Source organism: Mycobacterium sp. 23 (assembly GCF_048287075.1).
Taxonomy (GTDB): Bacteria; Actinomycetota; Actinomycetes; order Mycobacteriales; family Mycobacteriaceae; genus Mycobacterium; species Mycobacterium gordonae_B.
Genome location: NZ_JBLVUX010000005.1, coordinates 5,375,602 through 5,400,034, shown reverse-complemented (window position 1 = coordinate 5,400,034; position 24,433 = coordinate 5,375,602). Strand labels below are relative to the sequence as shown.

At 65.9% G+C, this 24,433-nt stretch carries 28 protein-coding genes and 2 tRNA genes; 11 read left to right on the top strand and 19 right to left on the bottom strand.

The window, feature by feature from the left end:
• Position 1: 1 nt before the first annotated feature.
• Entirely contained in the window at positions 2–292 is a 291-nt protein-coding gene (locus ACNQS7_RS26215) for a metal-sensitive transcriptional regulator (protein WP_418014828.1), read from the top strand.
• A 430-nt stretch (positions 293–722) separates the two neighbouring features.
• On the opposite strand, the gene ACNQS7_RS26210 is transcribed toward ACNQS7_RS26215, so the two are convergent.
• The 7 genes from ACNQS7_RS26210 to ACNQS7_RS26180 form a co-directional block, all read right to left on the bottom strand.
• Positions 723–1,454, bottom strand: a complete 732-nt coding sequence (locus ACNQS7_RS26210; protein ID WP_418014827.1) for a hypothetical protein — start codon at positions 1,452–1,454, stop codon at positions 723–725.
• On the bottom strand, positions 1,451–2,359 hold the full coding sequence (locus ACNQS7_RS26205; RefSeq protein WP_418014826.1) for a VWA domain-containing protein: 909 nt from the start codon (positions 2,357–2,359) through the stop codon (positions 1,451–1,453). Before ACNQS7_RS26205 ends, ACNQS7_RS26210 begins: the two co-directional genes overlap by 4 nt.
• Positions 2,356–3,321: a hypothetical protein gene (locus tag ACNQS7_RS26200; protein WP_418014825.1), complete on the bottom strand. Its 966-nt coding sequence runs from the start codon at positions 3,319–3,321 to the stop codon at positions 2,356–2,358. The genes ACNQS7_RS26205 and ACNQS7_RS26200 overlap by 4 nt, the downstream gene beginning before the upstream one ends.
• Positions 3,312–3,785 (bottom strand): hypothetical protein, encoded by a 474-nt coding sequence (locus ACNQS7_RS26195; RefSeq protein ID WP_418014824.1) that lies wholly within the window; start codon positions 3,783–3,785, stop codon positions 3,312–3,314. The genes ACNQS7_RS26200 and ACNQS7_RS26195 overlap by 10 nt, the downstream gene beginning before the upstream one ends.
• On the bottom strand, positions 3,775–4,641 hold the full coding sequence (locus tag ACNQS7_RS26190; protein ID WP_418014823.1) for a DUF58 domain-containing protein: 867 nt from the start codon (positions 4,639–4,641) through the stop codon (positions 3,775–3,777). Before ACNQS7_RS26190 ends, ACNQS7_RS26195 begins: the two co-directional genes overlap by 11 nt.
• Before the next feature lie 7 nt (positions 4,642–4,648).
• Complete coding sequence (locus ACNQS7_RS26185) at positions 4,649–5,650, bottom strand: AAA family ATPase (RefSeq protein WP_418014822.1); 1,002 nt, start codon at positions 5,648–5,650, stop codon at positions 4,649–4,651.
• 108 nt (positions 5,651–5,758) lie between these two features.
• On the bottom strand, positions 5,759–6,118 hold the full coding sequence (locus ACNQS7_RS26180) for a hypothetical protein (protein WP_418014821.1): 360 nt from the start codon (positions 6,116–6,118) through the stop codon (positions 5,759–5,761).
• A 65-nt stretch (positions 6,119–6,183) separates the two neighbouring features.
• Here ACNQS7_RS26180 and ACNQS7_RS26175 point away from each other — a divergent pair, with 65 nt between their 5' ends.
• Together ACNQS7_RS26175 and ACNQS7_RS26170 are read left to right on the top strand one after the other, a co-directional pair.
• A complete protein-coding gene (locus ACNQS7_RS26175; RefSeq protein ID WP_418014820.1) occupies positions 6,184–7,455 on the top strand; it encodes a PQQ-dependent sugar dehydrogenase in 1,272 nt (423 codons plus the stop codon).
• Positions 7,456–7,529: 74 nt separating this feature from the next.
• A complete protein-coding gene (locus tag ACNQS7_RS26170; RefSeq protein WP_418014819.1) occupies positions 7,530–9,188 on the top strand; it encodes an acyl-CoA synthetase in 1,659 nt (552 codons plus the stop codon).
• Positions 9,189–9,383: 195 nt separating this feature from the next.
• Here ACNQS7_RS26170 and ACNQS7_RS26165 read toward each other — a convergent pair whose 3' ends face one another.
• The 10 genes from ACNQS7_RS26165 to ACNQS7_RS26120 form a co-directional block, all read right to left on the bottom strand.
• Entirely contained in the window at positions 9,384–9,620 is a 237-nt protein-coding gene (locus ACNQS7_RS26165) for a hypothetical protein (RefSeq protein WP_418016154.1), read from the bottom strand.
• 405 nt (positions 9,621–10,025) lie between these two features.
• Positions 10,026–10,092: transfer RNA gene (locus ACNQS7_RS26160), tRNA-Leu, on the bottom strand.
• 763 nt (positions 10,093–10,855) lie between these two features.
• Positions 10,856–11,056, bottom strand: a complete 201-nt coding sequence (locus ACNQS7_RS26155) for a hypothetical protein (RefSeq protein WP_418014818.1) — start codon at positions 11,054–11,056, stop codon at positions 10,856–10,858.
• Positions 11,056–11,430 (bottom strand): terminase, encoded by a 375-nt coding sequence (locus ACNQS7_RS26150; RefSeq protein WP_418014817.1) that lies wholly within the window; start codon positions 11,428–11,430, stop codon positions 11,056–11,058. The genes ACNQS7_RS26155 and ACNQS7_RS26150 overlap by 1 nt, the downstream gene beginning before the upstream one ends.
• 181 nt (positions 11,431–11,611) lie before the next feature.
• Entirely contained in the window at positions 11,612–11,887 is a 276-nt protein-coding gene (locus tag ACNQS7_RS26145; protein WP_418014816.1) for a hypothetical protein, read from the bottom strand.
• 17 nt (positions 11,888–11,904) lie between these two features.
• Positions 11,905–13,074, bottom strand: coding sequence for a hypothetical protein (locus tag ACNQS7_RS26140; RefSeq protein WP_418014815.1), 1,170 nt, complete (start codon positions 13,072–13,074; stop codon positions 11,905–11,907).
• Between the two features lie 231 nt (positions 13,075–13,305).
• On the bottom strand, positions 13,306–13,569 hold the full coding sequence (locus ACNQS7_RS26135) for a hypothetical protein (RefSeq protein WP_418014814.1): 264 nt from the start codon (positions 13,567–13,569) through the stop codon (positions 13,306–13,308).
• Positions 13,566–14,945 (bottom strand): hypothetical protein, encoded by a 1,380-nt coding sequence (locus tag ACNQS7_RS26130; protein ID WP_418014813.1) that lies wholly within the window; start codon positions 14,943–14,945, stop codon positions 13,566–13,568. The genes ACNQS7_RS26135 and ACNQS7_RS26130 overlap by 4 nt, the downstream gene beginning before the upstream one ends.
• On the bottom strand, positions 14,942–15,337 hold the full coding sequence (locus ACNQS7_RS26125) for a hypothetical protein (protein WP_418014812.1): 396 nt from the start codon (positions 15,335–15,337) through the stop codon (positions 14,942–14,944). Before ACNQS7_RS26125 ends, ACNQS7_RS26130 begins: the two co-directional genes overlap by 4 nt.
• Positions 15,334–15,543 carry a helix-turn-helix domain-containing protein gene (locus ACNQS7_RS26120; RefSeq protein ID WP_418014811.1) on the bottom strand — a complete coding sequence of 70 codons (210 nt, stop codon included), beginning with the start codon at positions 15,541–15,543 and terminating at the stop codon, positions 15,334–15,336. The genes ACNQS7_RS26125 and ACNQS7_RS26120 overlap by 4 nt, the downstream gene beginning before the upstream one ends.
• A gap of 140 nt (positions 15,544–15,683) precedes the next feature.
• Here ACNQS7_RS26120 and ACNQS7_RS26115 point away from each other — a divergent pair, with 140 nt between their 5' ends.
• Both ACNQS7_RS26115 and ACNQS7_RS26110 read left to right on the top strand, forming a co-directional pair.
• Positions 15,684–16,280: a hypothetical protein gene (locus ACNQS7_RS26115; RefSeq protein WP_418014810.1), complete on the top strand. Its 597-nt coding sequence runs from the start codon at positions 15,684–15,686 to the stop codon at positions 16,278–16,280.
• The gene (locus ACNQS7_RS26110; protein WP_418014809.1) at positions 16,277–17,503 is read left to right on the top strand and encodes a tyrosine-type recombinase/integrase; all 1,227 of its coding nucleotides are present in this window, start codon (positions 16,277–16,279) and stop codon (positions 17,501–17,503) included. Before ACNQS7_RS26115 ends, ACNQS7_RS26110 begins: the two co-directional genes overlap by 4 nt.
• A gap of 34 nt (positions 17,504–17,537) precedes the next feature.
• Here ACNQS7_RS26110 and ACNQS7_RS26105 read toward each other — a convergent pair.
• Positions 17,538–17,614 (bottom strand) — tRNA-Leu (locus ACNQS7_RS26105).
• 349 nt (positions 17,615–17,963) lie between these two features.
• On the opposite strand from ACNQS7_RS26105, the gene ACNQS7_RS26100 reads away from it, so the two are divergent.
• From ACNQS7_RS26100 to ACNQS7_RS26075, 6 genes are all read left to right on the top strand, one after another.
• Positions 17,964–18,845, top strand: coding sequence for a PPE family protein, SVP subgroup (locus ACNQS7_RS26100; protein WP_418014808.1), 882 nt, complete (start codon positions 17,964–17,966; stop codon positions 18,843–18,845).
• A 52-nt stretch (positions 18,846–18,897) separates the two neighbouring features.
• Entirely contained in the window at positions 18,898–20,088 is a 1,191-nt protein-coding gene (locus ACNQS7_RS26095; protein WP_418014807.1) for a PPE family protein, SVP subgroup, read from the top strand.
• A 118-nt stretch (positions 20,089–20,206) separates the two neighbouring features.
• Positions 20,207–20,503 (top strand): WXG100 family type VII secretion target, encoded by a 297-nt coding sequence (locus ACNQS7_RS26090; protein ID WP_055581207.1) that lies wholly within the window; start codon positions 20,207–20,209, stop codon positions 20,501–20,503.
• 29 nt (positions 20,504–20,532) lie between these two features.
• Entirely contained in the window at positions 20,533–20,817 is a 285-nt protein-coding gene (locus tag ACNQS7_RS26085) for a WXG100 family type VII secretion target (RefSeq protein ID WP_065142966.1), read from the top strand.
• Between the two features lie 492 nt (positions 20,818–21,309).
• Entirely contained in the window at positions 21,310–22,083 is a 774-nt protein-coding gene (locus ACNQS7_RS26080) for a response regulator transcription factor (RefSeq protein WP_055581208.1), read from the top strand.
• 7 nt (positions 22,084–22,090) lie between these two features.
• On the top strand, positions 22,091–23,611 hold the full coding sequence (locus ACNQS7_RS26075; protein ID WP_418014806.1) for a sensor histidine kinase: 1,521 nt from the start codon (positions 22,091–22,093) through the stop codon (positions 23,609–23,611).
• Here the strand turns inward: ACNQS7_RS26075 and ACNQS7_RS26070 are convergent.
• Positions 23,608–24,198: a DUF6611 family protein gene (locus ACNQS7_RS26070; RefSeq protein ID WP_418014805.1), complete on the bottom strand. Its 591-nt coding sequence runs from the start codon at positions 24,196–24,198 to the stop codon at positions 23,608–23,610. The genes ACNQS7_RS26075 and ACNQS7_RS26070 overlap by 4 nt on opposite strands.
• Positions 24,199–24,433 lie beyond the last annotated feature (235 nt).

Sequence of the window (24,433 nt, the reverse complement as noted above, 5' to 3'; positions counted from 1 at the left end):
CATGCCAACTACGCACGGTTACGCAGCGCATAAGGACGGCCACGCCAAGCGTTTGCGCCGAATCGAGGGCCAGGTCCGCGGCATCGCGAAGATGATCGACGACGACAAGTACTGCATCGATATCCTCACTCAGATCAGCGCCGTGAGCAGCGCCCTGCGGGCCGTGGCGTTGAATCTGCTCGACGAGCATCTCGACCACTGTGTGAGCAACGCGATCGCGCAGGGTGGTGACGAGGCGGACGCGAAGCTTGCCGAAGCCTCCGCCGCCATCGCGCGGCTAGTCCGATCCTGAGCCTGCGTTGACTTATATACCCCACGGGGGTATAGCTTGAGATTTGGCGACACCCAATCGTGCCAATGTGAGACCACCGGCTGCACGTGCGGCGACTCCGCTTGCATTCACGCCGCAACGAGGACCAAGGCGCTCTTCGCGCCTTCGGTTCTTCGTGTTTCTTGCGCAGCATCCTGGCGACCGAGCGACGCGTCGTCTCGCGCGGCGGCGACCTCTGCTTCATCCGGATACGCTTTGATCCCGCCATCTTCACCTACGGGGTAGGTATGGCGAACCCTGCCTCCGCCCAAGGAAGCCGCCGGAAGGGGTTGCGATTCCTGCGGAGCCGGCCCTCCGAAGAGTAAGCGGGCCTTCGTCATCGGGACTGCGCCGAGGCCGGCAGCCATTCGCACAACCGGACCCTCAGCTTAGAATCAGCGCTGCCCAGCGGCTAGCCCGGCGGCGCTGCGCCAGCCGCGTCCTGCAGCACCTGCTGCAACTTGGTCAGCGGATCGCCCTCGGTCGGGTCGAGCCGGCGTGGCGGAATCTCCCGTCCGTCGGGTGCCACCGCCACCGGGATCGGCACCGCCACCGGGGGCGGCGGCGGTGGCGGCGGGGGCTGAGCGGCGGCTGGCGGCGGCGAGTTCAGAGCATTCCGCTTGTCCATCAACCGCTTTGCGGCATCACGACGCAGGGCCTGCCGCTGCGTGTCCGGATCGTTGTTGTCAGCGAAGCAGACCGGCGGCGCGTCACCCACGACGGTCAACGCGCTCGCATAACGTTCGTCGGCGCGTGACCGGTCGCCGGCCGCCGCGGCGCGGTCGCCCTGGGTTTCGCGTACCAGCTCGAGGTTGACCCGCACCGGGCAGGAGTCCGCGGTGCCGGTGCGGGCGAGCGCGGCGACGAAGTCCGCGTCCGCCTCGTCGAGCCGTCCGTCGAGGACAGCGGCGGCGCCCGCGGCGAACGGCGCCTTCGCCGGTTCGATCACGTTGGCCACGCCGAGCACCGCCGCGTCGTCCCGCGCGGCACCCCCGTCGCCGCGCCCGAACGCCGACACCGCCGAATCTCCGGCCACCACAACCGATATCAGCTTCGCCACGATCAACACCACGAGCAGCACCAGCGGAGCCGAGTAGATCAGCAGCCGCCGTCGCAGTCGCAGCCGTTCCGGTCGCCGCGTCATGCCGCGTCCCGCCGGGTGAGGCGGGTGCGCCGGAACTCGCGCACCGAAAGGTAGATCTCACTCAGCAGCAGCACCGCGGCGAGAAGCGCGGGGAGCCAGTACAGCTCGAGCAGGTCGTCAGCCTCCGCGCGGGTGCCGGCGGCGCTCGGCCGGTCGGGCAGGTCCGGCTGGAGCGGCTGACCGGGTTCCCGGTGCTGATACGGCACGATGAGTTGCCCCGCCACCTTACGCAGTTCGGCCTCGTCGATCCCGTCGGCGCGGCCGTAGCCCAGCACCGCTCCGCCGTCGACCGATCCGCTGTTGAAGTCGTCCTGCGGAGCGCGCGTTCCGGGGGCTCCGGAACCGAAGTACAGCACGATATTTCGGGTCCCCGGATACTGCTGGGTCGCCTGAATGAGTTGATATCGCAGCACGTTGCTCGCTGCCGCGGCATCGACGTCGAGTCCAGCACTCGGGCCGCCGCGGTAGGAATCCAAAGCGGCGATGGTGGGCCGCAGACTCCAGACGTCCTCGGAGAGCGGCCAATCCAGGGTGGCCCGTGCCGCGAAGTCGATGAGCGCGTATCGCGCCGCCGGGTATCTCTTGATGAAAGCGGCAATGTCGTCGCGCATGCCAGGCATCACGTCCGAGTCCACCGACCGGTCGACGAGCAGAAACACATTGAGGTTCTCACCGGCCGAAGCCGTTGTTCCCTCGCGGGTACTGTCGTCGCGCAGTGCGGGCCGGGCGGCGGCCGCGATGATCAGCAACACCGCCAGCGTCACCCCGCCCCAGCGCAGCACGGTGCGGGCACGTCGGCGTCCTGCTCCCAGCAACACCTGCCGCAGCGCAACCACGCGGGCCAAGACGAGCGCGCCGGCGACGACGGCGAGAATCGGCCAGGGCAGCACGGGCTGGAACGTCATCGGCGTAACCCCATCAGCGCCACCGAAAGCACGGTCGCCGAGACCAGCGCGATCGCCAGGGGCACCACCGGCGAATCCGCGGAGTCCGCCTTTGCGACGGTGCCGTGGCGTGCCGCACGGTTGTGCGCCCGAATGTCATCCAGGGCCCCCGATACCGATCCCGGCACCAGATATCGCCCGCCGGTCTGTTCGGTGAGGGCGAGCAACGACCCGCTTTTCGGTGACGGCGCCGTGTCGACCACATTGAGTTGGACCCCGGCGCGCTCGGCCAACTCCCGCACCGCGCCGCCCGTGAACAACGCGGCTCGCGGCTCCCCCGCCATGCGCAAATCCGACGGCCCCAGATAAATCACCGATCGTCGGTGCGTGCCGGGCTGCTCGAAATGAGGGAAACCCGAAACACACAGCGCCAGAACATCTTCCACACTCGTCGCGTAATCGGTGTACGGCACCGTCGGCGCGAACGACGCCGACTGCAACCGGGGCGCGCGAGCGTATTCGCCGAATCGCGACACGGCGTACTGGTGGTCGCGCGTAAGCGGTACCAGCCGGCGGTTCACCGACGTCAGACCGATGCGTTGGGTCTGCGGCGCTGCGCCGGCCTGTTGCGCGAAGTAGTCCAGCATCTCCACCGTCGCGCGATCCGGCAGCGGCTGTCCGACACACAGCATCACGTCCTCGGAGGACGCGGCGTCGAACTCCTCACCGGCCGCGGCCGGACGGGAGGCCGCCCACGTGGCGGCGCCGAACATGACCGTCAGCACCATCAGGGTCACGACCGTCGACAGTGAACGCAGCCGCGCCACTCTGGCGTATTCGGGCAATCGCGTCAGTCGTGCGATGTTGGCCAGCGGGCGTAGCCGCCGGCGCGCGGCGGTCATGGGTAGCACCGCCGCCAACAAGACTGCGACGACGAAGCAGCCTGATCCGACGGCCGCTACCGGCCACCACTTCAGGTCCACGAGCGGATCAACTCCTGCGCCATGGGGCTCACCTCGCCGACCTCGACTCTCGTCTCGGCGTTGAACTGCGCATCATCGAGCAGGGCGAGCAGGGGCGCGGCCGCGTCGAGCTGGTCCTCGGCCAGGGCGCCGATATGCAGATACTGGGCTTTCGCACCGGTCGCCTGGTGCAGAAAGCTGCGGACCGTGCGAGCGATCGCCGCGCTGGCCTGCGGTCGCGACATCCGCCCGGCGCGGTGTTCGCCGGCCAGGCGCTGCACGCGGCGGGCGAAGCGGTCGCGGATCACCCGGGCGTGTATCCGTCGCACCACGGGGATTCGGCGCAGCCGGTGCGATGGCAGCGTCCATACGAAAATGCCCGCGTACCAACCGATGACGGCAAGGGTCAGCAGTACGGCCCATACCAGCCACGCCGATGAGTAGGGCTGCGGACCGAACACATGGCGCAGCAGATCATCCGGCACGACCGGCCGCCTCGGTCAGGCCGACGAGCTCGCGGCGGATGTCATCGCTGCCGGCGATGGTGGCGTACGGGATCGCGCGACGGGTCAGGAACTTGGCGAGTCGGTCGCGGCGGACCTGTTCGGCGCGGCGGTAGGCGGCGACGACCCGCGGACCCAGGTCGGCTCCGTTCAGCACGAATCGCCCGGTGGCGACGTCGTACCCGTCGGTGTTGTCCGGCCCCACCGCGGGCATGTCGGACACCATCGCCCACAGCATGTCGTGGCGCCCGCTCAATCTGGCGAGAACGCCGTGGAGTTCCTCGTCGACGTCGGGTTCGTCGGAGACCACGACGATCAGCATGGAGTGGCGGTAATGCGTTGCAACATAATCGAGTTGGGCGGCAATGTCGCTGCTGCCGGGATGGGTCATGGTGTGCTGGTACCAGCGGTGCAGCAGGCCTTCGACGTGCGTCTCGCCGCGACGCTGCGGGACGTTCACACAGCCGCGACTGTCGCCGAACACCATGCCGATCTGATCGGAGCGCCGCAGGCCGATCAATCCGATGGCGCCCATGATGTGGGCGGCTACGTCGCGCTTGTACTCCCCGCTGGGGGCCAGGGCCGCCATGTTGCGGCCGGCATCGGCGACGAGCAGGATCTTGTGGTGCTTCTCGGAGACGAACCGTTTGATGAGCACGCTGCCTGACCGGGCGGAGGCTTTCCAGTCGATGTCGCGGACGTCGTCGCCGGGAACATACGGGCGCAGGTCGTCGAATTCCATGCTGCGCGTGTGTGATAGTGCGTAGCGACCGCCTTCGAGCAGCCCGCGGGTGTCGGTGCCGAAGTGCGCCTTGGCCCGGTTGAGGTGCTTGCCCAAGACGAACTCAGGGCACCCGGACGGCGCGCAGGGCGGCGTCGATCACGGTCTCGGGAGTGACGTTGGCACTGGCCGCCTCGAACCCGAGGATGAGCCGGTGCCGCAGCACCCGGTGCGCGAGCTCGGCGATGTCCTCTGGGACTACGTGTGCCCGCCCGGACAGCACCGCCAGCGCCCGTGCCGCCTTGCAGAAGGCGATCGTGGCGCGCGGGCTGGCACCGTACTCGACCAGGCGCGCGGTTTGCTTGGGCAGCGCCCGGCCGGGGTGGCGGGTCACGTCCACCAGTTGGCTGGCGTAGAGCATCAGCGCCCGGTCCATGTAGACGTGGCGCACCACGTCCTGCAGGCGTAGTACGTCATCGAGGCTGACGACGGGCGCGGCCGGTCGTCGGGTGTCGTAGACGCCGGCGTCGATCCGCGCCATCACTTCCACCTCTTCCTCGGGAGAGGGGTAACGCACGATCTCCTTGAGCAGGAACCGATCGGTCTGCGCCTCCGACAGCGGGTAGGTGCCTTCCTGGTCGACGGGGTTCTGCGTGGCGATGACCAGGAAAGGGTCGGTGAGCGTGTGCACCTGACCCGCGATCGTGGTCTGCCGCTCCTCCATCGCCTCGAGCATCGCGCTCTGAGTCTTGGCGCTGGACCGGTTGATCTCGTCGAGCAGCACGATGTTGGCGTGCACGGGGCCCAGTTGGGTGACGAACGAATTGGTCGACGAGTCGTAGATCTGGGTGCCGATGATGTCGCTGGGCAGCAGGTCAGGGGTGCATTGGATGCGTTGGAAGCGGCCGCGAATCGATTCGGCGAGCACCTTGGCGGCGGTGGTCTTGGCTAGCCCGGGGACGCTTTCCAGCAAGACGTGGCCGCCCGATAACAGTCCGATCAGCAGCGATTCCCGCAACTCCTGTTGCCCGACGATCTTGGCGGCGAACGCCTCGGAGATGGCGTCGACGATCCGCCGGATTCCGTCGAGGTCGCGCTGATCCGGTTGTGTCCGTGCTGTAGTCATATGGCCGCCGGGGTACCCGGGGGCCGGGTTTCCACACGTCGCCCGTGCTGGCTATGCATATCCCGGAGCGTAGCCCGGGTTCAGGAGTTGCCGCCAAGACCGCCGCGGCTACTCGTCGGCGTCGGCCGCGGCGTCGTCCCGCAGCGCCGCCTGCCGGTCAGCCTCAGCGGCCTCACGGTGGTGGGCCGCCGCGCGGACATGCTCCTCGACGTCACCGATGCCATCCGCGGCCGCCCGCTCGTGAACGGAGGCCGCTTCTTCGTGCACCAAAGCCGCTTCCAGGTGCCGCCTCGCAGCCGCACGATGAGCCTCGACCGAACGTTGCAGCGATTCCCTGGCATGGGCACGAGCCGCCGCGAGGGATTCCGTGGACGAATGCCCCTCACGCGTCAGGTCACGGAGCTGAGCCGCCAGTTCCTCTAGGCGCCGTTCGGCAATTCGGCCGCGCTCCGCAGCACTATCGGCCATGAGGTGAGTGTCTCACCGTGCACAAGACTGCGTTGCCCGCTGCTGTGCCGGGTATGCGTCACCGCGTGCGAATTTCCCCTCCCCGTGACGTAGTCGCCGCCGCCCTGGTCGGCATCCTCCTGTTGGCCGCGTGCTCGACCCCGTCGCCGCAGTCGTCCCCTGCGCCGCCCGCGGCAGTACCGGGCAGGCTAGTGTCCGCTCCCGTCAGCGTCGGCGCCGACCTGGCGCAGGCACCGCTCGACCAACCACGACGGGCGCTCATCCCCGACGGCTGGACGATATCGGTGTGGGCGCGAATCCCGAAGGCGCGCTTGGCAACCTGGACGCCCGATGGCGCCCTGCTGGTGTCGGTGCCGAGCCGCGGTCAGATCGTCAAGGTGACACCCGGCGCGGCGCCGGGCCCGCTGCTCGAAGGGCTCGACCAACCGCACGGCATGACGTTCGCGGGGTCGACGCTGTACGTCGCCGAAAGCAACCGGATCGACGCGTACGACTACACCGGCGGAAGGGCGATCAACGGCCGGACCGTCGCCGCCGGCCTACCCGACGCGCGCAGTCCCGACCTGCACGGCGCGTACGCGCATGCGCTGAAGAGCGTGGCCGTCGGCCCCGACGGCGCGGTCTATTTCTCGATCGGTTCGACGGCCAACATCTCGCCGCAGGACCGCACGGCGAGCCCGCCCAGGGCGACGATCATGCGGATCCCGCCCGGCGGCGGCCCAGCCGAGCCGTTCTCGACGGGCGTGCGCAACGGAACAGGCCTGGCCGTCGCGCCGGACGGCTCGTTGTGGACCGCGGTCAACAATCGCGACAACACGCCCGACCCGGACGGCCAGGTCGACGTCGGCTATGTCAACGACCATCCGCCGGAGTCGCTGGCGCGTTTGACTCCCGGACGCGAATTGGGTTGGCCCTATTGCAATCCCGACGGAGGACCGGCCAACCTGCCGTTCGTCCGCGACATGTCGACCAACAAGGACGGATCCTTAATGGACTGCCGGGCCCTGCCGCCGGTTGAGCAGAGCATGGGCGCCCATTCGGCGCCGTTAGGTCTGGCATTTACGACGGGTGTGTTGCCGGGGCCGTACGCCGACGGCGCGCTGGTCGGCATCCACGGTTCGTGGAACCGCAAGCCGCCGCGGGCCCCGGAGGTGTCCTTCTTTCCCTGGCGGGATGGCGCGTTAGGCGACCAGCAGACTCTGGTCGGGGGCTTCCAGGCCGAGGACGGGTCCCGATGGGGCCGCCCGGTTGCGGCGGTCGTCGGGCCGGACGGCGCGGTGTACGTCAGCGACGACGACGCGGGGGCGATTTACCGGTTGGCCCCGCCCGGGCGATAGCGGAGCTTGTCCGCGGCTCCCACAGACGACTCGACTGCTACCTTTCTCCTCGAACTTGCCGCCAAGGAGGACCGATGGCTACCGCACTGACCGGCATTCAGCAGAAGCTGCTGCGCATCGGCGAGTCAGCGCGCGCTGTGAAGCGACTCGCCGAATCAGGCATCCTCGACGTGCGAGACCTGAAGTCGACGGTTCAAGCTGCGAAGCTTTCCGGCGTCTACGGTCCGCAGGCGACCATGACGATCCTGGCCGGCCGCAAGTATGCGACGTTGCCGGCGATCGTCGACGAGCGCGGGGCGTTGACGTACGAGCAGGTCGACCACCAGTCCTGGGCGCTGGCTCATGGTTTGAAGTCTCGTGGCGTCGCGGCGGGCTCCGTCGTGGGGTTACTGTGTCGCGACCACCGCGGCCTGGTCATCGCGATGGCCGCGTGCGGCAAACTCGGAGCCCGCCTCGTGCTGATGAACACCGGATTCGCCAAGCCGCAGTTCGCCGAAGTGTGCCAGCGCGAGGGTGTGAGTGTGGTGCTGCACGACAGCGAGTTCCTCGGGCTGCTCGACGCCCTGCCTCCCGAGCTGCCGAGGGTGCTGGTCTGGGTCGACCAGGGCGCCGAGGTGCCGACGGGTGCGCAGACCCTCGATGACATCGTCGCGGCGAACCGCACCGATCCCCTGCCGCCACCGGCTAAATCGGGTGGGTCCGTGATTCTCACCAGCGGCACCACCGGCCTACCCAAGGGCGCGCCCCGCGACTCGGTCAATCCCCTCGCGACGGCACAGATCATCGACCGAATTCCTTTCCCGCGCAAGGGAACCATGGTCATCGTTTCGCCGATTTTTCACAGCACCGGATGGGCCACGTACACCGTGGGCGCCGCGCTGGGCAACAAGGTGGTCACCGCCAGGCGGTTCAAGCCGGAGCTCACGCTCAAGCTCATCGCCGAGCACCGGGCCGACATGCTGGTCGCGGTCCCGACGATGCTGCACAGGATGGTCGAACTCCCGCCCGACGTCATCGCGCAGCACGACACCTCGTCTTTGAAGGTGATCCTGGTTGCCGGCTCGGCGCTGAGCCCCGAGCTGTCGTCGCGGGCGCAGGACACCTTCGGTGACGTCCTCTACAACATGTACGGCTCGACGGAATGCGCCATCGCGACCGTCGCCACCCCAGCCGAGCTTCGCGCCGCGCCAGGCACCGCCGGCCGCGCTCCGGTGACCTGCGAGGTGGTGCTGTATGACGAACACGACCAACGCGTGACAGGCCCGAATCGTCGCGGGCGGATTTTCGTCCGCAATGGCGCCCCGTTTTCCGGCTACACCGATGGGCGCAACAAACAGATCATCGACGGCTATATGTCCAGCGGCGACATGGGCCATTTCACCGAGCAGGGCCTGCTTTTCGTCGACGGCCGCGACGACGACATGATCGTCTCGGGCGGGGAGAATGTCTTCCCGCAGGAGGTGGAGAATCTGCTCGAGGAGCGGTCAGACATCGCCGAAGTGGCGGTGGTGGGTGTCGATGACGTCGAGTTCGGAAAGCGGTTGCGCGCCTTCATCGTTTCCGAGCCGGGCGCCGCGCGGGATCCGGCGGAGATAAAGCAGTACGTGAAGAACAACCTCGCGCGCCACAAGGTGCCCCGCGACGTGGTATTCGTCGAGGAGCTACCCAGGAACGCGACCGGCAAGCTGCTACGCCGCGTCTTGGTGGAGATGGACGTCGAGCTGCCTCATTGAGCGAGTGGGGCCTGCTCGGACTGATCGACACCCGTGCTTGTGTCGCGCGGCCCGCGTGACCTCGTACCGCGGGTAGCAGCGCGAGAGCAACCTGAGGTCGATTGTCCGTCGAAGTATGCGCTGAGAAACTCGTTCTTGAAGTCACCTCGCGGGTGAACGGCGAGGATGTAGTCGAGCCGGTCCGCGTCGAGCCGGTCAAGCCCGAGACCGATGACGTCGGTGAGCACGCCGAGATTGGTGGCGGCGATCTCCGGACCATGTGTTCGGGATGCCTGGGGTGGTGTGGAGGGCGATGGCGGTCCACACGGTGTCGGCTGCGGCGCTGGAGAATCCGAGTTCGAGCAAGAATGCGCGGCCCCGATTCGCGCCATCAACCTCAAAGCGCTGCTCTACGTCCGAGAAAGGACTGTTCAGGCCGGTATCGTGAAACATCGCGGCGAGGTAGAGCAACTCGGGATCCGGGTTCAGGGCCCCGGTTCTGGGCGTGGAGCTGCGCGAAAAAGAAGACGCGGCGAGAGTGCGGGCTGGTGTCGTCACAGACGCGCCGGGTGGCCTCGGCGACCGCCGCGGTCTCAGGGATCTCCGCCCCAGCAATGACTTCGGACATCGGCTCCGCCTCTTCCGTCCACGGTTTGTCTGACGTCCATGCTGATTCAGCCAGGACCTCGCGTGCCGCCTTGTTACGGCCACAAAACCCTCAATTTGGGACTGACGGAGTTGGAGTCGGTCCGTGCGACCGCGATGCCGACGGACAATGACCCGAACGATCGGCACGAAGAAGCGGCCTTTACCTCGATGACGTGCCGCCCGGCGCGGCGGCAACCAGCACAAACACTGTGCCCCCAGTCGGACTCGAACCGACACTTGGCGGATTTTAAGTCCGGCGACAGGCATCCCCGGGTGCCCGCCGGTGTTCGCCCCGCAAAAAGGGACCAATCCCCTAATTTGCTGCTGAACAGCGGAGATAGCCCGCCAATGCCCACCCTTGTCCGTGTGCGCCCGCCAGCGGCAGGAGGGTGTTGTTGCACGTGAGTTGTGACAGCGTCGTGACACCGAGGGGTTAAGCGTGGGAGCGCGCTATGCTGATGCGGCAATCTTCATGGCATGGCGCGGGGACCGAACCCTTTTGTAATCGACCCGAAGAGGATCTGCCATGAAATCTCAATCTCAGCTCCGGAGCCGCGCACGCGCCGAAGGCTTGCGGCTCATCAACTACTCACCACGCAGTCGCTGGCACGCGCAATACGGACCTTATGCACTTGCTGACAGCACCAACTGCCTCGTGGCGTACGGGATGAGCCCTAAAGACGTCGAACGCGAGCTGCGCAGCGACTAATCCCCACCCAAGCGACAGCGGCCCACCTTCCCGGTGGGCCGCTTCTCTTATTCGTCGGCATCAAGATCAGCCAAATCTTTTTCGACTCTGTGGAGTTCCGCAGTCAGGTCTTGAAGGACATCGGCCGTACAGCGTGGGTCGTTTTCATCTATCGCCTGGATGAGCCGATCCCGAATCGCCAACAACAACTCACGTCGACCACGATCAACAGCCTTTACGACGGAGCGGATCGGGACCACATTTTCGGGACATTCTTCCGGCATGTGTCTGATAATTCCCCGCCGGTCTGCCGCAGATCAAGGACGTTGGCCCCCCAAAGCAGCTTCCAAATTTAGATCGCGCCTGGATCCCAAGGGCAGTTGGACAGCACCTGCTGCGGCAGCTCGCTACTGGGATGTCGCGCCACCCAATTGTCACGCGCCTCATGCCAGGCATAGAAAGCAGCCTCCCACGCCTGCGCCGTCCCGAACTCCCGGCCGTCGAACACCAGCAGATCGACCGTCGGTGCCGAATCGTCCACCCGCCGACGCATTACGCGATCCCTGTCGGGAAGCCGTAGACCCCGCGAACACCAACCCGGCGTTGTGGACGACGCGTCCCGGCCCGCTCGTCCTCCTCACCCGCCGGCAGCCGCAACGCGCTCACGATTCGCGCCAAAGTAATCCGCAACTGCTGCGCCGCCGTCAACGCCGGATGCGCCTTGCTGCCGTGCGGACCCTCAACCACCAGACCCTCCCGTTCAAGAATGGCGTGCAGCCCGTCGAGCTGGTCGACCGTGCGGCACGCCTCGATCAGCAGCGCCGTTTCGTGCTCTTCAAGCTCGTACTTCCCCAGCACGTCGCGCCATAGCCGGGCACCACTGCGCCCGGTACCCCTCGGCGGCGCCGGAACCTGAGACTTCGCCACCATCAACCCCTATCGGCCGAAATCGCTTGAAACACAGGCATTTTGATGGACCTCGCCCGACGATGAATTGCATTGCGGGCACACACATTGGAACCGTTTCGGGTCGCGGGGAAAGAGACGACCTGACCCGAGGTCAGGAAATGAGCCGGCATCAAAGAATTGCATTGTGCTGCAACGTTTTTCATACGTCGAAGAATCTCAGTGCGGGCGCTCTCTCGCGGGCTGCGCCGCGTCGTTTGCGTTTGCCGCGGTTGCATTCGCTGTGTTCGGGGCCGCGGTAGTGGTCGCGGTGTTCGTCGTCGTGCCCGAGATCCCAATGCTCCCAGGGTTGGATGGGTTCGTTGCAGCGCCAGCAGACGACTTGACCGGCTTCGACGATGGGCTTGAGTTTCTGGCGGGCTTTCTGATGGCGCCACCCGTAGCCACGCTGAGTCGTTGTGAGCTTGTGTCCGCGCACTTTTTCCCCCTGACGTGCTACGAGCCGCCAAGGTCGACGGCGACCGCCGATCCGGCGATCTGCTCGGCGACCCCGGTGGAGTGCAGCCACTGACCGAACTTGTGTTCACCGGAGCTTGGATCGATCAGTGATGCCGATTGCAACTGGCTCTGGAAACAGCGGAAGCTGCCGGGCGCGAACACGGTCAACTGGCCGTCGGTGGCCGCCACCGTCGGGTACAGCCGTGCCCCGTTGAACCGCACGGGCACCGATCCCAGGTCGGCGGCGTCGGTGGGTGTGGTTCCGCCGAGCAAGGCGACCGTGGCCGGGGTGCCCACGACGACCAAGGTGGCCTCGTCGCTGTAGGTTCCGGCCGCCACCGTCAGGATCGCTTGGCGCACCGCGAGTTCGAGATCGTCGCCGCCATCGCCGGGTGTTCCGGCGGCTGTTTCGACGGCGGCCACGGCAACCCCATCGAGATCCTTTGCGATGCCCCAGGCGTGCATCCGGTTGATTCCCGCCAGGTCGTCAACGACGTTGGCCAAGGACGACACTGCGGTCCACCGGCCGTACCGCAGCGCGGTCAGGCTCAGCGGGGCGATGTCGTCGTATTCACCGTGGTTGGTGGACTCGTCGACGCCAGCCGCCGCGGTTGGTCCGGTGTAGGCGGGAACCTGGGCGGTGCGCCCGGTCAGTGGGCTCACAGGTATACCGGCGAAGCGGATCAGGTGTCGCGGCTCGTTCGGCATACCTGCATGCCAGGCGCCGGCTGACCCCAGATCGGCGGCCGCGGTGACCCGCGCGCGCATCTCGACAGCTCCGAAGGGGCGGCCGTCTCGCAATGCAGCCGCATGCTGCCCAAGGTGTTCGTGGGACACCAATAAAGTTGGGACCGCTGGGGAAGCCAGGGCCGATCGGTGCTCGTCTATTGCGCGGCCGATCAGGGCACAGCGTTCCTGGGTTTCGCGCTGGGCGCGGCGTTCGTCGGCTTCGGCGGCCTCGGTCTGCTCGCGCAACTCCACGGCCCGCTTGAGCGTTTTGGCCTGGCGTAGTGACGATTCGATGATGCCCTGCTCGCGGGTCGAAATGTCTCGCTGCTGTGCGTAGCAGCGCTGCTCGATGTCCTGCACGCGCGTAACGATGACACCGAGCTGTTCGTCGAGCTCCTTAGTGGTATGGCGTGCGGCGAGTTCTTCGGGTGTGTCCATTGGTGAATGTCCTTATCTGGATAGGGATTAGCAGCGCCCCCCGCATGGGGGGATTGCTACAGGGTTTCGATGACGAGGTGCGCAATGGCGCGACCGGGCAATGGCCCGGTGAATCGCGCAGCGGTGGAACAGTGGCCCCACGGTCCCCGCTTGCCTGACAATGGCCGGGCGGCGGGTGAGCTGCCGCGTGAAAGCGATCTTACCGCGCGGCACCGACATTCCCGGCGAACCTTAATCAAGGTCATCGGGGAACGCGTCGTTAACAGCCTCGATGAGCTGCCGATGCTCGTCCAGCTCGCCTATGGCACGCAGCAGACCGATCGCCAACCCGGCGGCTTGCTGGGGCGTGTAGGCGGCGATGATTCGCGGTTCGGCGGCCGGGCCGCCCTGCGCATAGATCGGGATGAAGTCGTCGCTGTGGGCGCAAAAGATCCACGACCCGTCCTTGGCCCAGTTCCAGGCTTCGGGTGGCGGGCAGTTTGGGTGATTGGTCATCGGGATGATTCCTCTCTGTTAGGTGTTTCGGGGTCGATCCGGAATCCGCCTCTAGTTCGTTGCCGTCTGCGGGGTGCCGTGTGGTGGTCCACCGTGGACGTGTGGTCCACCCCATGTTTAAGCAGCTCAGAGGGGGTGGACGGGTGGTCCACGGGTGGACCTGTATAGGCGATGCCTTTAGGGGTGCGCACTTGGTAGATGCGCTCTTCGGCGGCCAGCTCGGTCGTGGCAGCGTCGAAGTAGTCCCGAACGTCTGACTTGAGGCTGCGCCTTAGCTGGTGGTGCGGTGTCGGATATCCGCTTTGCCTGCGCGACAGTGTTCGGAGGATGCCGTCCTTGCAGCGCTGAAGTTTCCGGTCGGAGATGATCTCTTCCCGGTCGGCCGCGGCCAACGCACGAGCGGTGTTGGCGGTGCGTGACTGTTCGATCAGCGTGCGCCGGCACCGTTCGCGGGTCCAGTTGGAAACATCCATGATGTAGCCCGCCAAGCGCCAGTCGGCGTCTCCAATGACGGTGCGGCCGTCGATCGCCATCAAGCCAGCGGCGACCTTCAACCGCGTCAGCATCAGATGCCCGTCGAGGGGATCGACCTTCGGATCTTCGCGGAGCACAGCCCGCCGATGAGCGCGGATCGCGTTCGCGGCCGCATCAGGCACCGCCAAGTCAATCGCGCTTCCGACAGCGCGCAGCCACGACGGCCGCGCGATCTTCCACTTGCCGGGATCAGCTGGCGGAGCGTCGGGGGCGTCGGGATCGCTGACAGGTAACCACACGAACCGCTGCGGTAGGCCGCCGTCGCTTGCACCGAGAAGGGCATGCGATCGCAGCGGCTGCACGCCTATGGTCAGGCACGCCCGGTAAGAGCCAGCGGCCACGACGTTTCGGGTTTCTTTGCCAGCATTGGCGAAGCCGAGTTGTTCTCCGCTGTACAACTTGCGTAACTCGGCGCTGAGGGTGGAGCCCTGGCGGCTGGCTATCGCGGCGACGGTGTCGATCTCGGCTGCGGAGAAGATCGCGGAGGTCACGGGATTCGGGTCGTCCGGTTTGGTTCCGATCGGACGGAACGTGCGGCTAACGCCTTCACCGGAACCCAGGGCCACGATGTCCACGTGCGGCAGCGAGAAGCCCTCCAAAGCCGTCGCTTCGGCTGCTCCCTTGCCGCCCCCGCTGGGTCCGACCAAGGCGACGAACAGGTTCAATGACATGCGCGAGCCCACGATCCCGGGTAGAGCGACTTCAGGCGGAATCGTGGCGATCGCTCTTGCCATCGCGGCTCCGAGCACAGCCCAAGGTCCCACCCCGCGAGCACGCGCCAGGGTAAGCACGTGTTGCAGGATCGGCCTGGCGGACCAGAAGTCGTCGATCTCGGGGTTCATCGGTCACCGCCCTGATAGTCGGCGGCAATGCGAGCCACGTCACCGCGATGCTCGGCGGCGATATAGGGCCAGATTCGCCGAAGTGCGTCCGTACCGCCGCAGGCGAACCCGCACCGAAAACCGCTCGCCCGCAGCCCGCTCGACGGCCGGTGATAGCGCCGATCGCCGGGGTAGTCGGGATCGCCGCCCTCGGTGCGCAGTGCGTGCTCACGGCGATCGCGCAGGCCAACCAACACGTCAACCCTTTGTTGACGTTCGTTGGTAGGATCGCCGGTGAGAGTGCTGGTGATGTCTGAACTCTCGGGCGTGGCGTCGGGTGTGGCTCCGGCGCCGCCGCCGTCTACAGGGGATGGTGGTCCCGCACTCCCGCTGTGACTTCGGTGGCGGTTCACGCCGTGACCGCCTTCGCTGCCGCACTGAGACGGCCCAGGTATGCCGTAATCGATTCCTCGGTAACGAAGCTGCGCCGGCCAATGTTGATCCGCGTCAGTTCTCCGCTGCCGATAAGTTCGTAGACCGTGGTGCGGCTGATTCCGCCAAGATCGTTCTGCACTGCGGGAATTGGAATGAGTCGGGGTTTGCACTGCTCTGTCGTCATGGGCTCTCCTTGAACCGCCTTGTCCGCAAGTGACAGCCCATGTTCGGGTTGTCATACGCTTGACAGTAAGAACGCCATAGAGCAATATCTAGAAAGCCACAAGAACTTTTGGTGGCATACCAGAAGACGAGAGGGTGTCCGTGCCATTCGATCTGGGAAGGGGCTCGGTCCAGATAATCGTCGATCTGTCGATCGGTAAGGCGACATATCGCCCGGATAACGACGAATACGTTGGTGCGCAGGCGATTCCGCGCAAGATCTTATTCCAATCAGGCGGCGGCCCTCAGCCCTGGCTGACGATGGGCATTGAACTAGTCGATGGCGTGCCCGAATGCACCTATCTTGAGCTCGACGCCGACGAGGCAAGTCCGGTGCGCGACAAGCACTTAAAGTTGATCCGCATCGAGCAGTGGGTTAACGCGATAGTCGCGGCATGCGCGCGCCAGGTTGAACACACGCCGGCGCCAGGCCGAGTTCGCCGAACCCTTGCCCACGGCCCTGCCACACCACAACAGATGAAATCGGTTGAGCGGTTGCAGCGGCGGCGGCGCGACCCCAATGACCGCGCACTACTCGAGCGCGTAGCCGAGCTGTACAAAGCGAACCCCGATGCGCCGAATGTCGCAATCAGTCAAGCGTTGGGTATGTCCACCCGAACGGCGGGCCGATGGGCCGCGCGGTGCAGTGAAGTGGGATTACTCTCGCCAGTCGCAAAGAAGGGCCAGAAACGGCTATGAGCAAGCGACAGCAGCTACCGCCGCAGATCCGAAAGACGGAGATCAAAGATCGCCGCACCGCCAAGGAAGTCACCCGATACCAACTCACTGTCGATGTCGCTCCCGATCCGGAGACCGGCAAGCGCCGCCAGATCCGCCGCCGATTCACGACGGAGAAGGCCGCACGCGACGAACTCGCCAAAGTACAAGGCGGCGTCACGGCAGGCACTTACGTCCACTCCAGCCGCCTGACAGTGGACCAAGCCTGCGAGGCGTGGCTGCAATCGAAGCACTCGCTGAAGCAATCCACCTTGGCCGGACACCGGTCGAAGCTGCAGGCGCTACGCGACACACTCGGCCACATCGAAGTCCAGAAGCTATCCAAGACCGATCTCGACACCCTTGTGGGTCAGTTGCGGCGCGGTGAAGTCGACGGCCATAAGAAGTGGACACCGCGAAGCGTCAACTATCTGCTGTACCTGACAACTGCCATGCTTGACGACCAGGTGAAGCAGGGCAACGTGGTGCGCAATGTCGCCCGTCTCGTGGACCGGATAGCCGGTGACCCCCAGAAGTTCCGCACGCTAACCGAAAAAGAGATGTTCGCCGTCCTCGATCACGACTGCCGTGACCGGCACGTGTGGACTTTGGCCCTCTACGGGCTACGGCGGGGCGAGATCGCCGGGCTTCGGTGGTGCAACGTGAACCTCACCGAGAAGCCGGTTGGTGAAGGTGAGGAAGCACTTCCGCCCAAGCATCTGCGCGTCAGCGAGAACCGGATCAATATCGGCAAGACGATCGTTACCGGTACCCCGAAGTCCAAAGCCAGCCGCCGGATACTGCCCCTGCCCGATGAGGTGGTGGACGTGCTGAAGACGGCGCGTAAACGCCAACTGGAGGAACGGCTGGCCTTCGGCGAAGGGTACGGACCCGGTGAACACGTCGCCTGCGACGAGACCGGCCATCCTTACCATCCCAATCTGATCTATTGGCGGTGGGGCAAGATGCTCGACGGATTGAAGATCGACCGGGTACGGCTGCATGATGCCCGTCACACCTGCGGGACATTGATGCACCTACGTGGTGTGCCCATCGCGGTGATCGCGGCGTGGTTAGGGCACGCAAGCGCAGCATTCACGCTGACGGTTTACGCGCATAGCCAAGACGATGCGCTGAAGGCCGCCGGGAGCAGTTTTAGTCGAGTTGTGACATCCGGTGACACCGAGACCGGATCATCGGGCTAGGAGAGCACCATGCACCGCGTTCACCTGCGGTTTCTGGTGCCCCCAGTCGGACTCGAACCGACACTTGGCGGATTTTAAGTCCGCTGCCTCTGCCAATTGGGCTATGGGGGCCCGGCGGCGAATCTAGCCTGCGCAGGCCAGATCTGTGACGTCGCATACCCCCGAAACGCTAGCGTGCGCGCGGGCCGCTTCCTATGTAGGATCGCGCGCCGCGCGCCCTCAGAGGCCCTAGGACCCCGTCGGTCAGATGACGCGGCCGTATCGCCCGCCAAGAGCTTGTTAAAACTGCGAGCGCCCTCGTTAAGAAGCCGTAAACGTCCGTCACCCTGCGCTTTTCGACCATAACTGTGGAGCTCGGGCTAGTTAGCGTTACGCCAACGCACAGGGGCCGGTACGCAAACACACAGGGACGACCAGGGGATTCAGCGGTCGTCATGTCTTCACATCAAAGGAGCAATAGATGTCATTTCTGACAGCAGTGCCCGCAGAATTGGCCGCCGCGGCGGCCCAGCTGGGAGCAATCGGCAGTGCACTCGCGGCGCAGAACGCAGGTGCTGCAGCCCCGACCACCGCGATCGCTCCCGCGGCCGCTGACCAGGTCTCGATCATGCAATCGGGGATCTTCACCGCTTACGGCGCGCTGTATCAGCAGATCGCCGCAGAAGCCCAGGCCTTGCAAGAGCAGTTTGTGCAGACCCTGGGCCTCAGCAGCGGCACCTACGAGTCTTCCGAGGCGGCGAACGCGGCCGCGGCCACCCTGACTGACGGTGCGTCCGCCGCCGCGGCAGCACCGGCAGCCTCTTCCCCGGTCGACGACTTCATTACCCAGGTCGCCACGCTGCTGGGTGGTCCGGTTACCAGCTTCGGCGGTCAGCCGCTTAACCCGTCGAGCAACATGGCCAACATCGCGAGCTACGAAATCGGCAACTTCGCCTCGGCCTCGTCGAACATGTTGGGTCTGACCAGCGGTGGCCTGTTCCCGGAGGGTTTCGGTGTCCCCGAGGATATCGCCGCGGACGCGGCAATCGAGGGTGCCGCGATCGAGGGCGGCCTGACCGGCGCCGGTGGCGCGGTCGGCCCGGTGGCGGCCAGCGTGGGCAACTCGACGCTGATCGGCGCGATGTCGGCCCCGCCGAGCTGGGCTGCCGGAACCACACTGGTGTCCAGCACCGCTCCCAGCGCGCTTTCCGGCGCCGGCTTCACTGCGGCCCCGGCCGCCGCAGCCGGTGGCATCTATCCCGGCGTTCCGGGCCTGGCCTCGGCCGCGCGTAACAGTGCAGGCTTCGGCGCACCGCGCTACGGCGTGAAACCCATCGTTATGCCCAAGCTGACGGCCGTCTAAGCCGACGCACCCACCAGCTACCACCAACAAGCCGACAGAAACGGGATAGAAGATGTCTTACGCAGGTTTTCCCCCTGAGATCAACTCCGGACTCATGTACAGCGGCGCGGGAGCCGGACCGCTCATGGCGGCGGCCGCGGCCTACAACAACTTGGCCGCGGAGGTGAGCACCGCGGCGGCCCAGTACGAGTCGATCATTACGACACTGACTACCGAACAGTGGACCGGCGCCGGATCGACATCAGCGGCCGCAGCTGCTCAGCAGAATGTGCAATGGTTGACCACCACGGCAACGGCCTTGGAGCAGGCCGGTATCCAGGCCGCCGCCTCCGCGGCCGCCTACGAGGCGGCATTCACCGCGACGGTGCCCCCGCCGGTGATTGCGGCCAACCGGGCTCTACTGGCCGCGCTCGTCGCCACCAACTTCCTGGGCATCAACACCCCCGCGATCATGGCGACCGAGGCGCAGTACATGGAGATGTGGGTTCAGGACGTCGTCGCGATGACGACCTACCAGGCCAGCGCAGCGGCAGCAGCGGTTCTCGAGCCGATAACTCCGGCGACACCGAGCGCCAACCCCGGCGGTGCCGGCGCCCAAGCCGCGGCTGTGGCGGCTGCCCAGGCGGTCGGACCCGCCGCGTCGCTGGGCGACATCGTCACTGGCCTGCAGTCCGAGCTGAGCAACCTCGCGCTGGGCACCTCGTCCATCGGCACCGGCCTGTGGAACGCCCTGCCGGTTCCTGTCCAGGACTTCCTCACTGCGCTGGACGGCTTCCTCGGTACGCCGTTCATCTTCAACGGCATCCAGCAGGTCGGTGTCACGGCGTCGTGGTTCATGTTCGCCGCCATCCCGAACGGCATCTTCGCCGCTCACACCATCGACGCCAACATCGCGGCCGCAGCCGCGGAGGCGGCGGCCCCGGCGGCAGCCGCGGCCGAGGGCGCGGCCGCAGGGCTGGCCAGCGAGGTGGGAGCCGCGGGCGCGGCAGCCACCCTCGGCGAGGCCTCTCTGGTCGGAAGCCTGTCGGTGCCGGCCAGCTGGGCGGGCGCCACCCCGGCGGTCGAGGCAGCAGCCGGAACGGCGTTGGCGGGCAGCGGCTGGACCGTCCCCGAGGAAGGCGCGGCTCCGGGAATGATGGCCGGCATGCCCGGCATGGCCGCAGCCGCCAAGGGCGCCGGCGCCTACGCCGGTCCGCGGTACGGCTTCAAGCCGATCGTCATGCCCAAGCAGGTCGTTGTGTGACGCCAAATAAAAAGGGGGACAAGTCACTCGTTTAGGCCATCAAATAGCCGCCTAGCCGTAGTGTCTACCGCTGGACGGCTAGGACACGCATCATCAACATCGAGATAGGAGACGAAATATGACAACGCGTTTCATGACTGACCCGCACGCCATGCGCGACATGGCGGGTCGTTTCGAGACCCACGCCCAGACCGTTGAGGACGAGGCCCGTCGCATGTGGGCGTCCTCGCAGAACATCTCCGGCGCCGGCTGGAGCGGTCTGGCCTCGGCCACCTCGCTGGACACCATGGGCCAGATGAACACGGCGTTCCGCAACATCGTCAACATGCTGCACGGCGTTCGCGACGGACTGATCCGCGACGCGAACAACTACGAGCAGCAAGAGCAAGCCTCCCAGCAGATCCTCAGCAGCTAAGCAAGGGACCTAAGAAAGGAACTTGGAAAATGACGATCAATTACCAGTTCGGCGACGTCGACGCCCACGGCGCGCTCATCCGCGCCCAGGCCGCCAACCTCGAGGCCGAGCACCAGGCCATCGTTCGCGATGTGCTGGCTGCCGGTGACTTCTGGGGCGGCGCCGGTTCGGTGGCTTGCCAGGAGTTCATCGCCCAGTTGGGCCGCAACTTCCAGGTGATCTACGAGCAGGCCAACGCCCACGGCCAGAAGGTCCAGAGCGCCGGTAACAACATGGCGCAGACGGACAGCGCAGTCGGGTCCAGCTGGGCCTGATCTACGTCTTGACCGACGGCGTGGCCGCACACCACCAGGTGTGCGGCCACGTCGTTTAAGTGCCACCTGCGCGACCCGCCCGTTGTTTGCCGACGGGCACTGTTTTGATGGTCGATGACCGCTCGCACCGCCGCCGCGGGCCTCCCCGCAGCGCATCACGCCATAAGCACACAAAGGTCGTCAGACGTCCGGGCACGGACCCCGGCGGTCACCGCGCCCCTTACACAGGGCGTAACGTGCACCGGCCAAGCCTGGTTTGCTCCGGCCTTTAACGGGCGCCGCCTCCCGGTGCGTGCCACCTCGTGCCCCAGAGCGGCTAATCCACTTGTGCTACAGCATTTTTGATGGCCACGGCCAACGCCTGCGAGCGGGGGCCGGAGGCCGCCTCATCCCGCTTGGCAGACGAATGGGTACCGTTGCCCGGTACCATTACATTTGAGATATCTATGAAGACCGTGACAACCATATGTGTGGTTGAAAGAATGGTCCAATATGACCGCAATGCAGGGATATGCGCGCAGCCAACGTCCACGCCAGGCGATCCTGGGCCAGCTGCCCCGGATCAACCGGGCTGACGGTTCACCGATCCGAGTGTTGCTGGTAGACGACGAACCCGCCCTGACCAATCTGGTCAAGATGGCGCTGCACTACGAGGGCTGGGACGTCGAGATCGCCCACAACGGGCGCGAGGCCATCGCCAAATTCGACCGAATCAATCCCGACGTGCTGGTCCTGGACATCATGCTGCCCGACGTGGACGGCTTGCAGATCCTGCAGCGGGTCCGGGAATCAGAGTCCTACACTCCCACCCTGTTCCTCACCGCACGGGACTCGGTGATGGACCGGGTCACCGGTCTCACCGCGGGCGCAGACGACTACATGACGAAGCCGTTCAGCCTCGAGGAACTGGTCGCCCGGCTACGCGGCCTGCTGCGGCGCTCCAGCCATCTGGCGCCGCCCGCCGACGAGTCCCTCAAGGTGGGCGACCTGAAACTGGACGCGGCCAGCCGTGAGGTCACCCGCGGCGGCACCCCGATGTCGCTGTCGTCGACGGAGTTCGAACTGCTCCGGTTCCTGATGCGCAACCCGCGCCGCGCGCTCAGCCGCACCGAGATCCTGGACCGCGTGTGGAACTACGACTTCGCCGGCCGCACCAGCATCGTCGACCTGTACATTTCCTACCTGAGGAAGAAGATCGACGCCGACCGAGAGCCGATGATCCACACCGTCCGTGGCATTGGATACATGCTCCGACCACCGGAATGAGCTTGGTATGACGGGGGACCGCCAGATCCCGCGATGGCTCCCCCGTTCCTTGCGCCGACAGCTTTTGCTGGGCGTTCTCACGGTGGTGACACTGGTCCTGGTGGCCGTCGGGGTCGTCTCGGTGCTGACCCTGCGTGGCTATGTCACCGCGATGAACGACGCCGAAGTCGCCGAATCCATGCATGCGTTCACGCACGCCTACGGCAGATACCGCAACGGCGAACACACCTCGGTCCATAACGGCATTCCGCCCGTCTCCCAGGCTCTGCTGGAGTTCACCGGGCAAACGCCCGGAAACCTCATCGCGGTGGTCCGCGACGGCAAAGTCGTTGCCTCAGCGGTGTTTTCCGAGGATGAACCGCGACCCGCACCATCGGACGTCGTCCGCGCCATCGAAGCACAGTCGTGGACCGACGGCCCGTCGCGTATCGAGAACCTGGGCAGCCTGGGCCCGCACCAGGTAGACAGCCGCACCGCCGGATCCGACCGTCTGGTGGTCGGCGTTTCGCTGAGTCTCGCCGATCAGATCATCGCCCGCAAACAACTCACCACCACGCTGCTGGTGGCCACCGCGCTGGTCATCACGGCCGCGCTCACCGCCTGGGTGGTGGGTTACGCCCTGCGCCCGCTGAGCCGGGTCGCGGCGACCGCCGCGGAGGTCGCCGCCATGCCACTGGCCGACGAAGACCACAAGATCAGCGTGCGGGTCCGGCGCGAAGACACCGACCCCGACAACGAGGTCGGAATCGTCGGTCACACCCTCAACAAACTTCTCGACAACGTCGACAGCGCGCTGGCACACCGTGTCGAATCCGATTTGCGCATGCGGCAATTCATCACCGACGCCAGTCACGAACTGCGCACACCGTTGGCGGCAATTCAGGGTTATGCCGAGTTGACTCGCCAGGACAGCTCGGCGCTGCCGCCGACCACCGAATACGCCCTGGCGCGCATCGAGTCCGAGGCGCGGCGAATGGCGTCGCTGGTCGACGAGTTGCTGCTGCTCTCCCGCCTCGGCGAAGGTCAGGATCTGCAGTCCGAAGACCTGGACTTCACCAACCTGGTGATGAACGCGGTCAACGACGCGGCAGTCGCGGCGCCCACGCATCAGTGGGTCAAAAAGCTGCCGGATCAACCGGTGTGGGTCACCGGAGACCACGCCCGACTCCATCAGGCCGTCAGCAACCTGCTCACCAACGCCTGGGTACACACTCCCCCGGACGTCACGGTGACCACGGGCATCACCTGTCACAATTCCCCAATCCCCGACGGTCCGAGCGCGCCCTACGTGGAATTGACGGTGACTGACGACGGACCCGACATCGACCCCGACGTCCTACCGAGGTTGTTCGAGCGCTTCGTGCGGGCCGACAAGGCCCGCTCCAACGGCGCCGGCCACGGGCTTGGTCTGGCGATCGTCAACTCGATCGTCAAGGCGCACGGAGGGACGGTCTGCGCCGAATCCGCGAACGGAGAAACGGTCTTTCGCGTCCGAATCCCGATGATCAAACGTCCGGCGTCGTCCTAGCCGAGGCCTGCGGCCGACGGGCGTGACCACTCCCCCAGCCGGTCGTAGGCCTCCCACCAGATCGCTTCATGCTGCACTGCGCAGATATCGCCGCACGCCAGCCGATGGTCGGCGTCAGTCAGTATGTCGACCAGTGCCCGCCAATACGTGTAACGGCATAGCTCCTGCACATCAACACTTTTGGGCATCACCACGACGGTCATCGACCTGACCGGCACGCGGGCGGGGCCACCCCGAACCAACAGCACCGCACCGGTGCCGACGTAGACGGCCGCCGCGGTCGCCAGCACGGTGCCCGCTGACGCCAGCACATCGCCGAGCAGCATTTCCGCCAACACGATCAGCGCCGCGCCACCGATAGGCCAGCCCCGCCACAGCCTCGCCGCAAACCGGTCATTGATACCTGTGCCCGGTGGGTAGATCGTCAGTCGATAACGACGGACGCCGTACTGACCGACCACCGCGTCGAACGAGCCCCACCGGAGGCCGCCGCCGTGCAGGCGAGCACGGACCGGCCATCTCGGCGTTGTCTCGTTAATCGGTTGCAGTGGAACCGGTTCGATGACTCGGTGCCGCGTGTTGGTCATCCTTTCGATGTACTCCGGGACGACGACAATCGCTCGGTTCCGAACGGATTCCATACGGCGCAACCGCGAATCTTTACACGATCTTCCACCGGCCACCATGGCGGCCGTCACAGGTATCCCGGGGCGTAAAGAAAGCGTAAAGGCACACCCCGATGCCGTTAGGAAAGTGTCAACCAAAGGCCCTAGCTGCGAGGGCGCGGTTAGCGTCAGGCTGACCTTGCCTTTCGAGCACTGC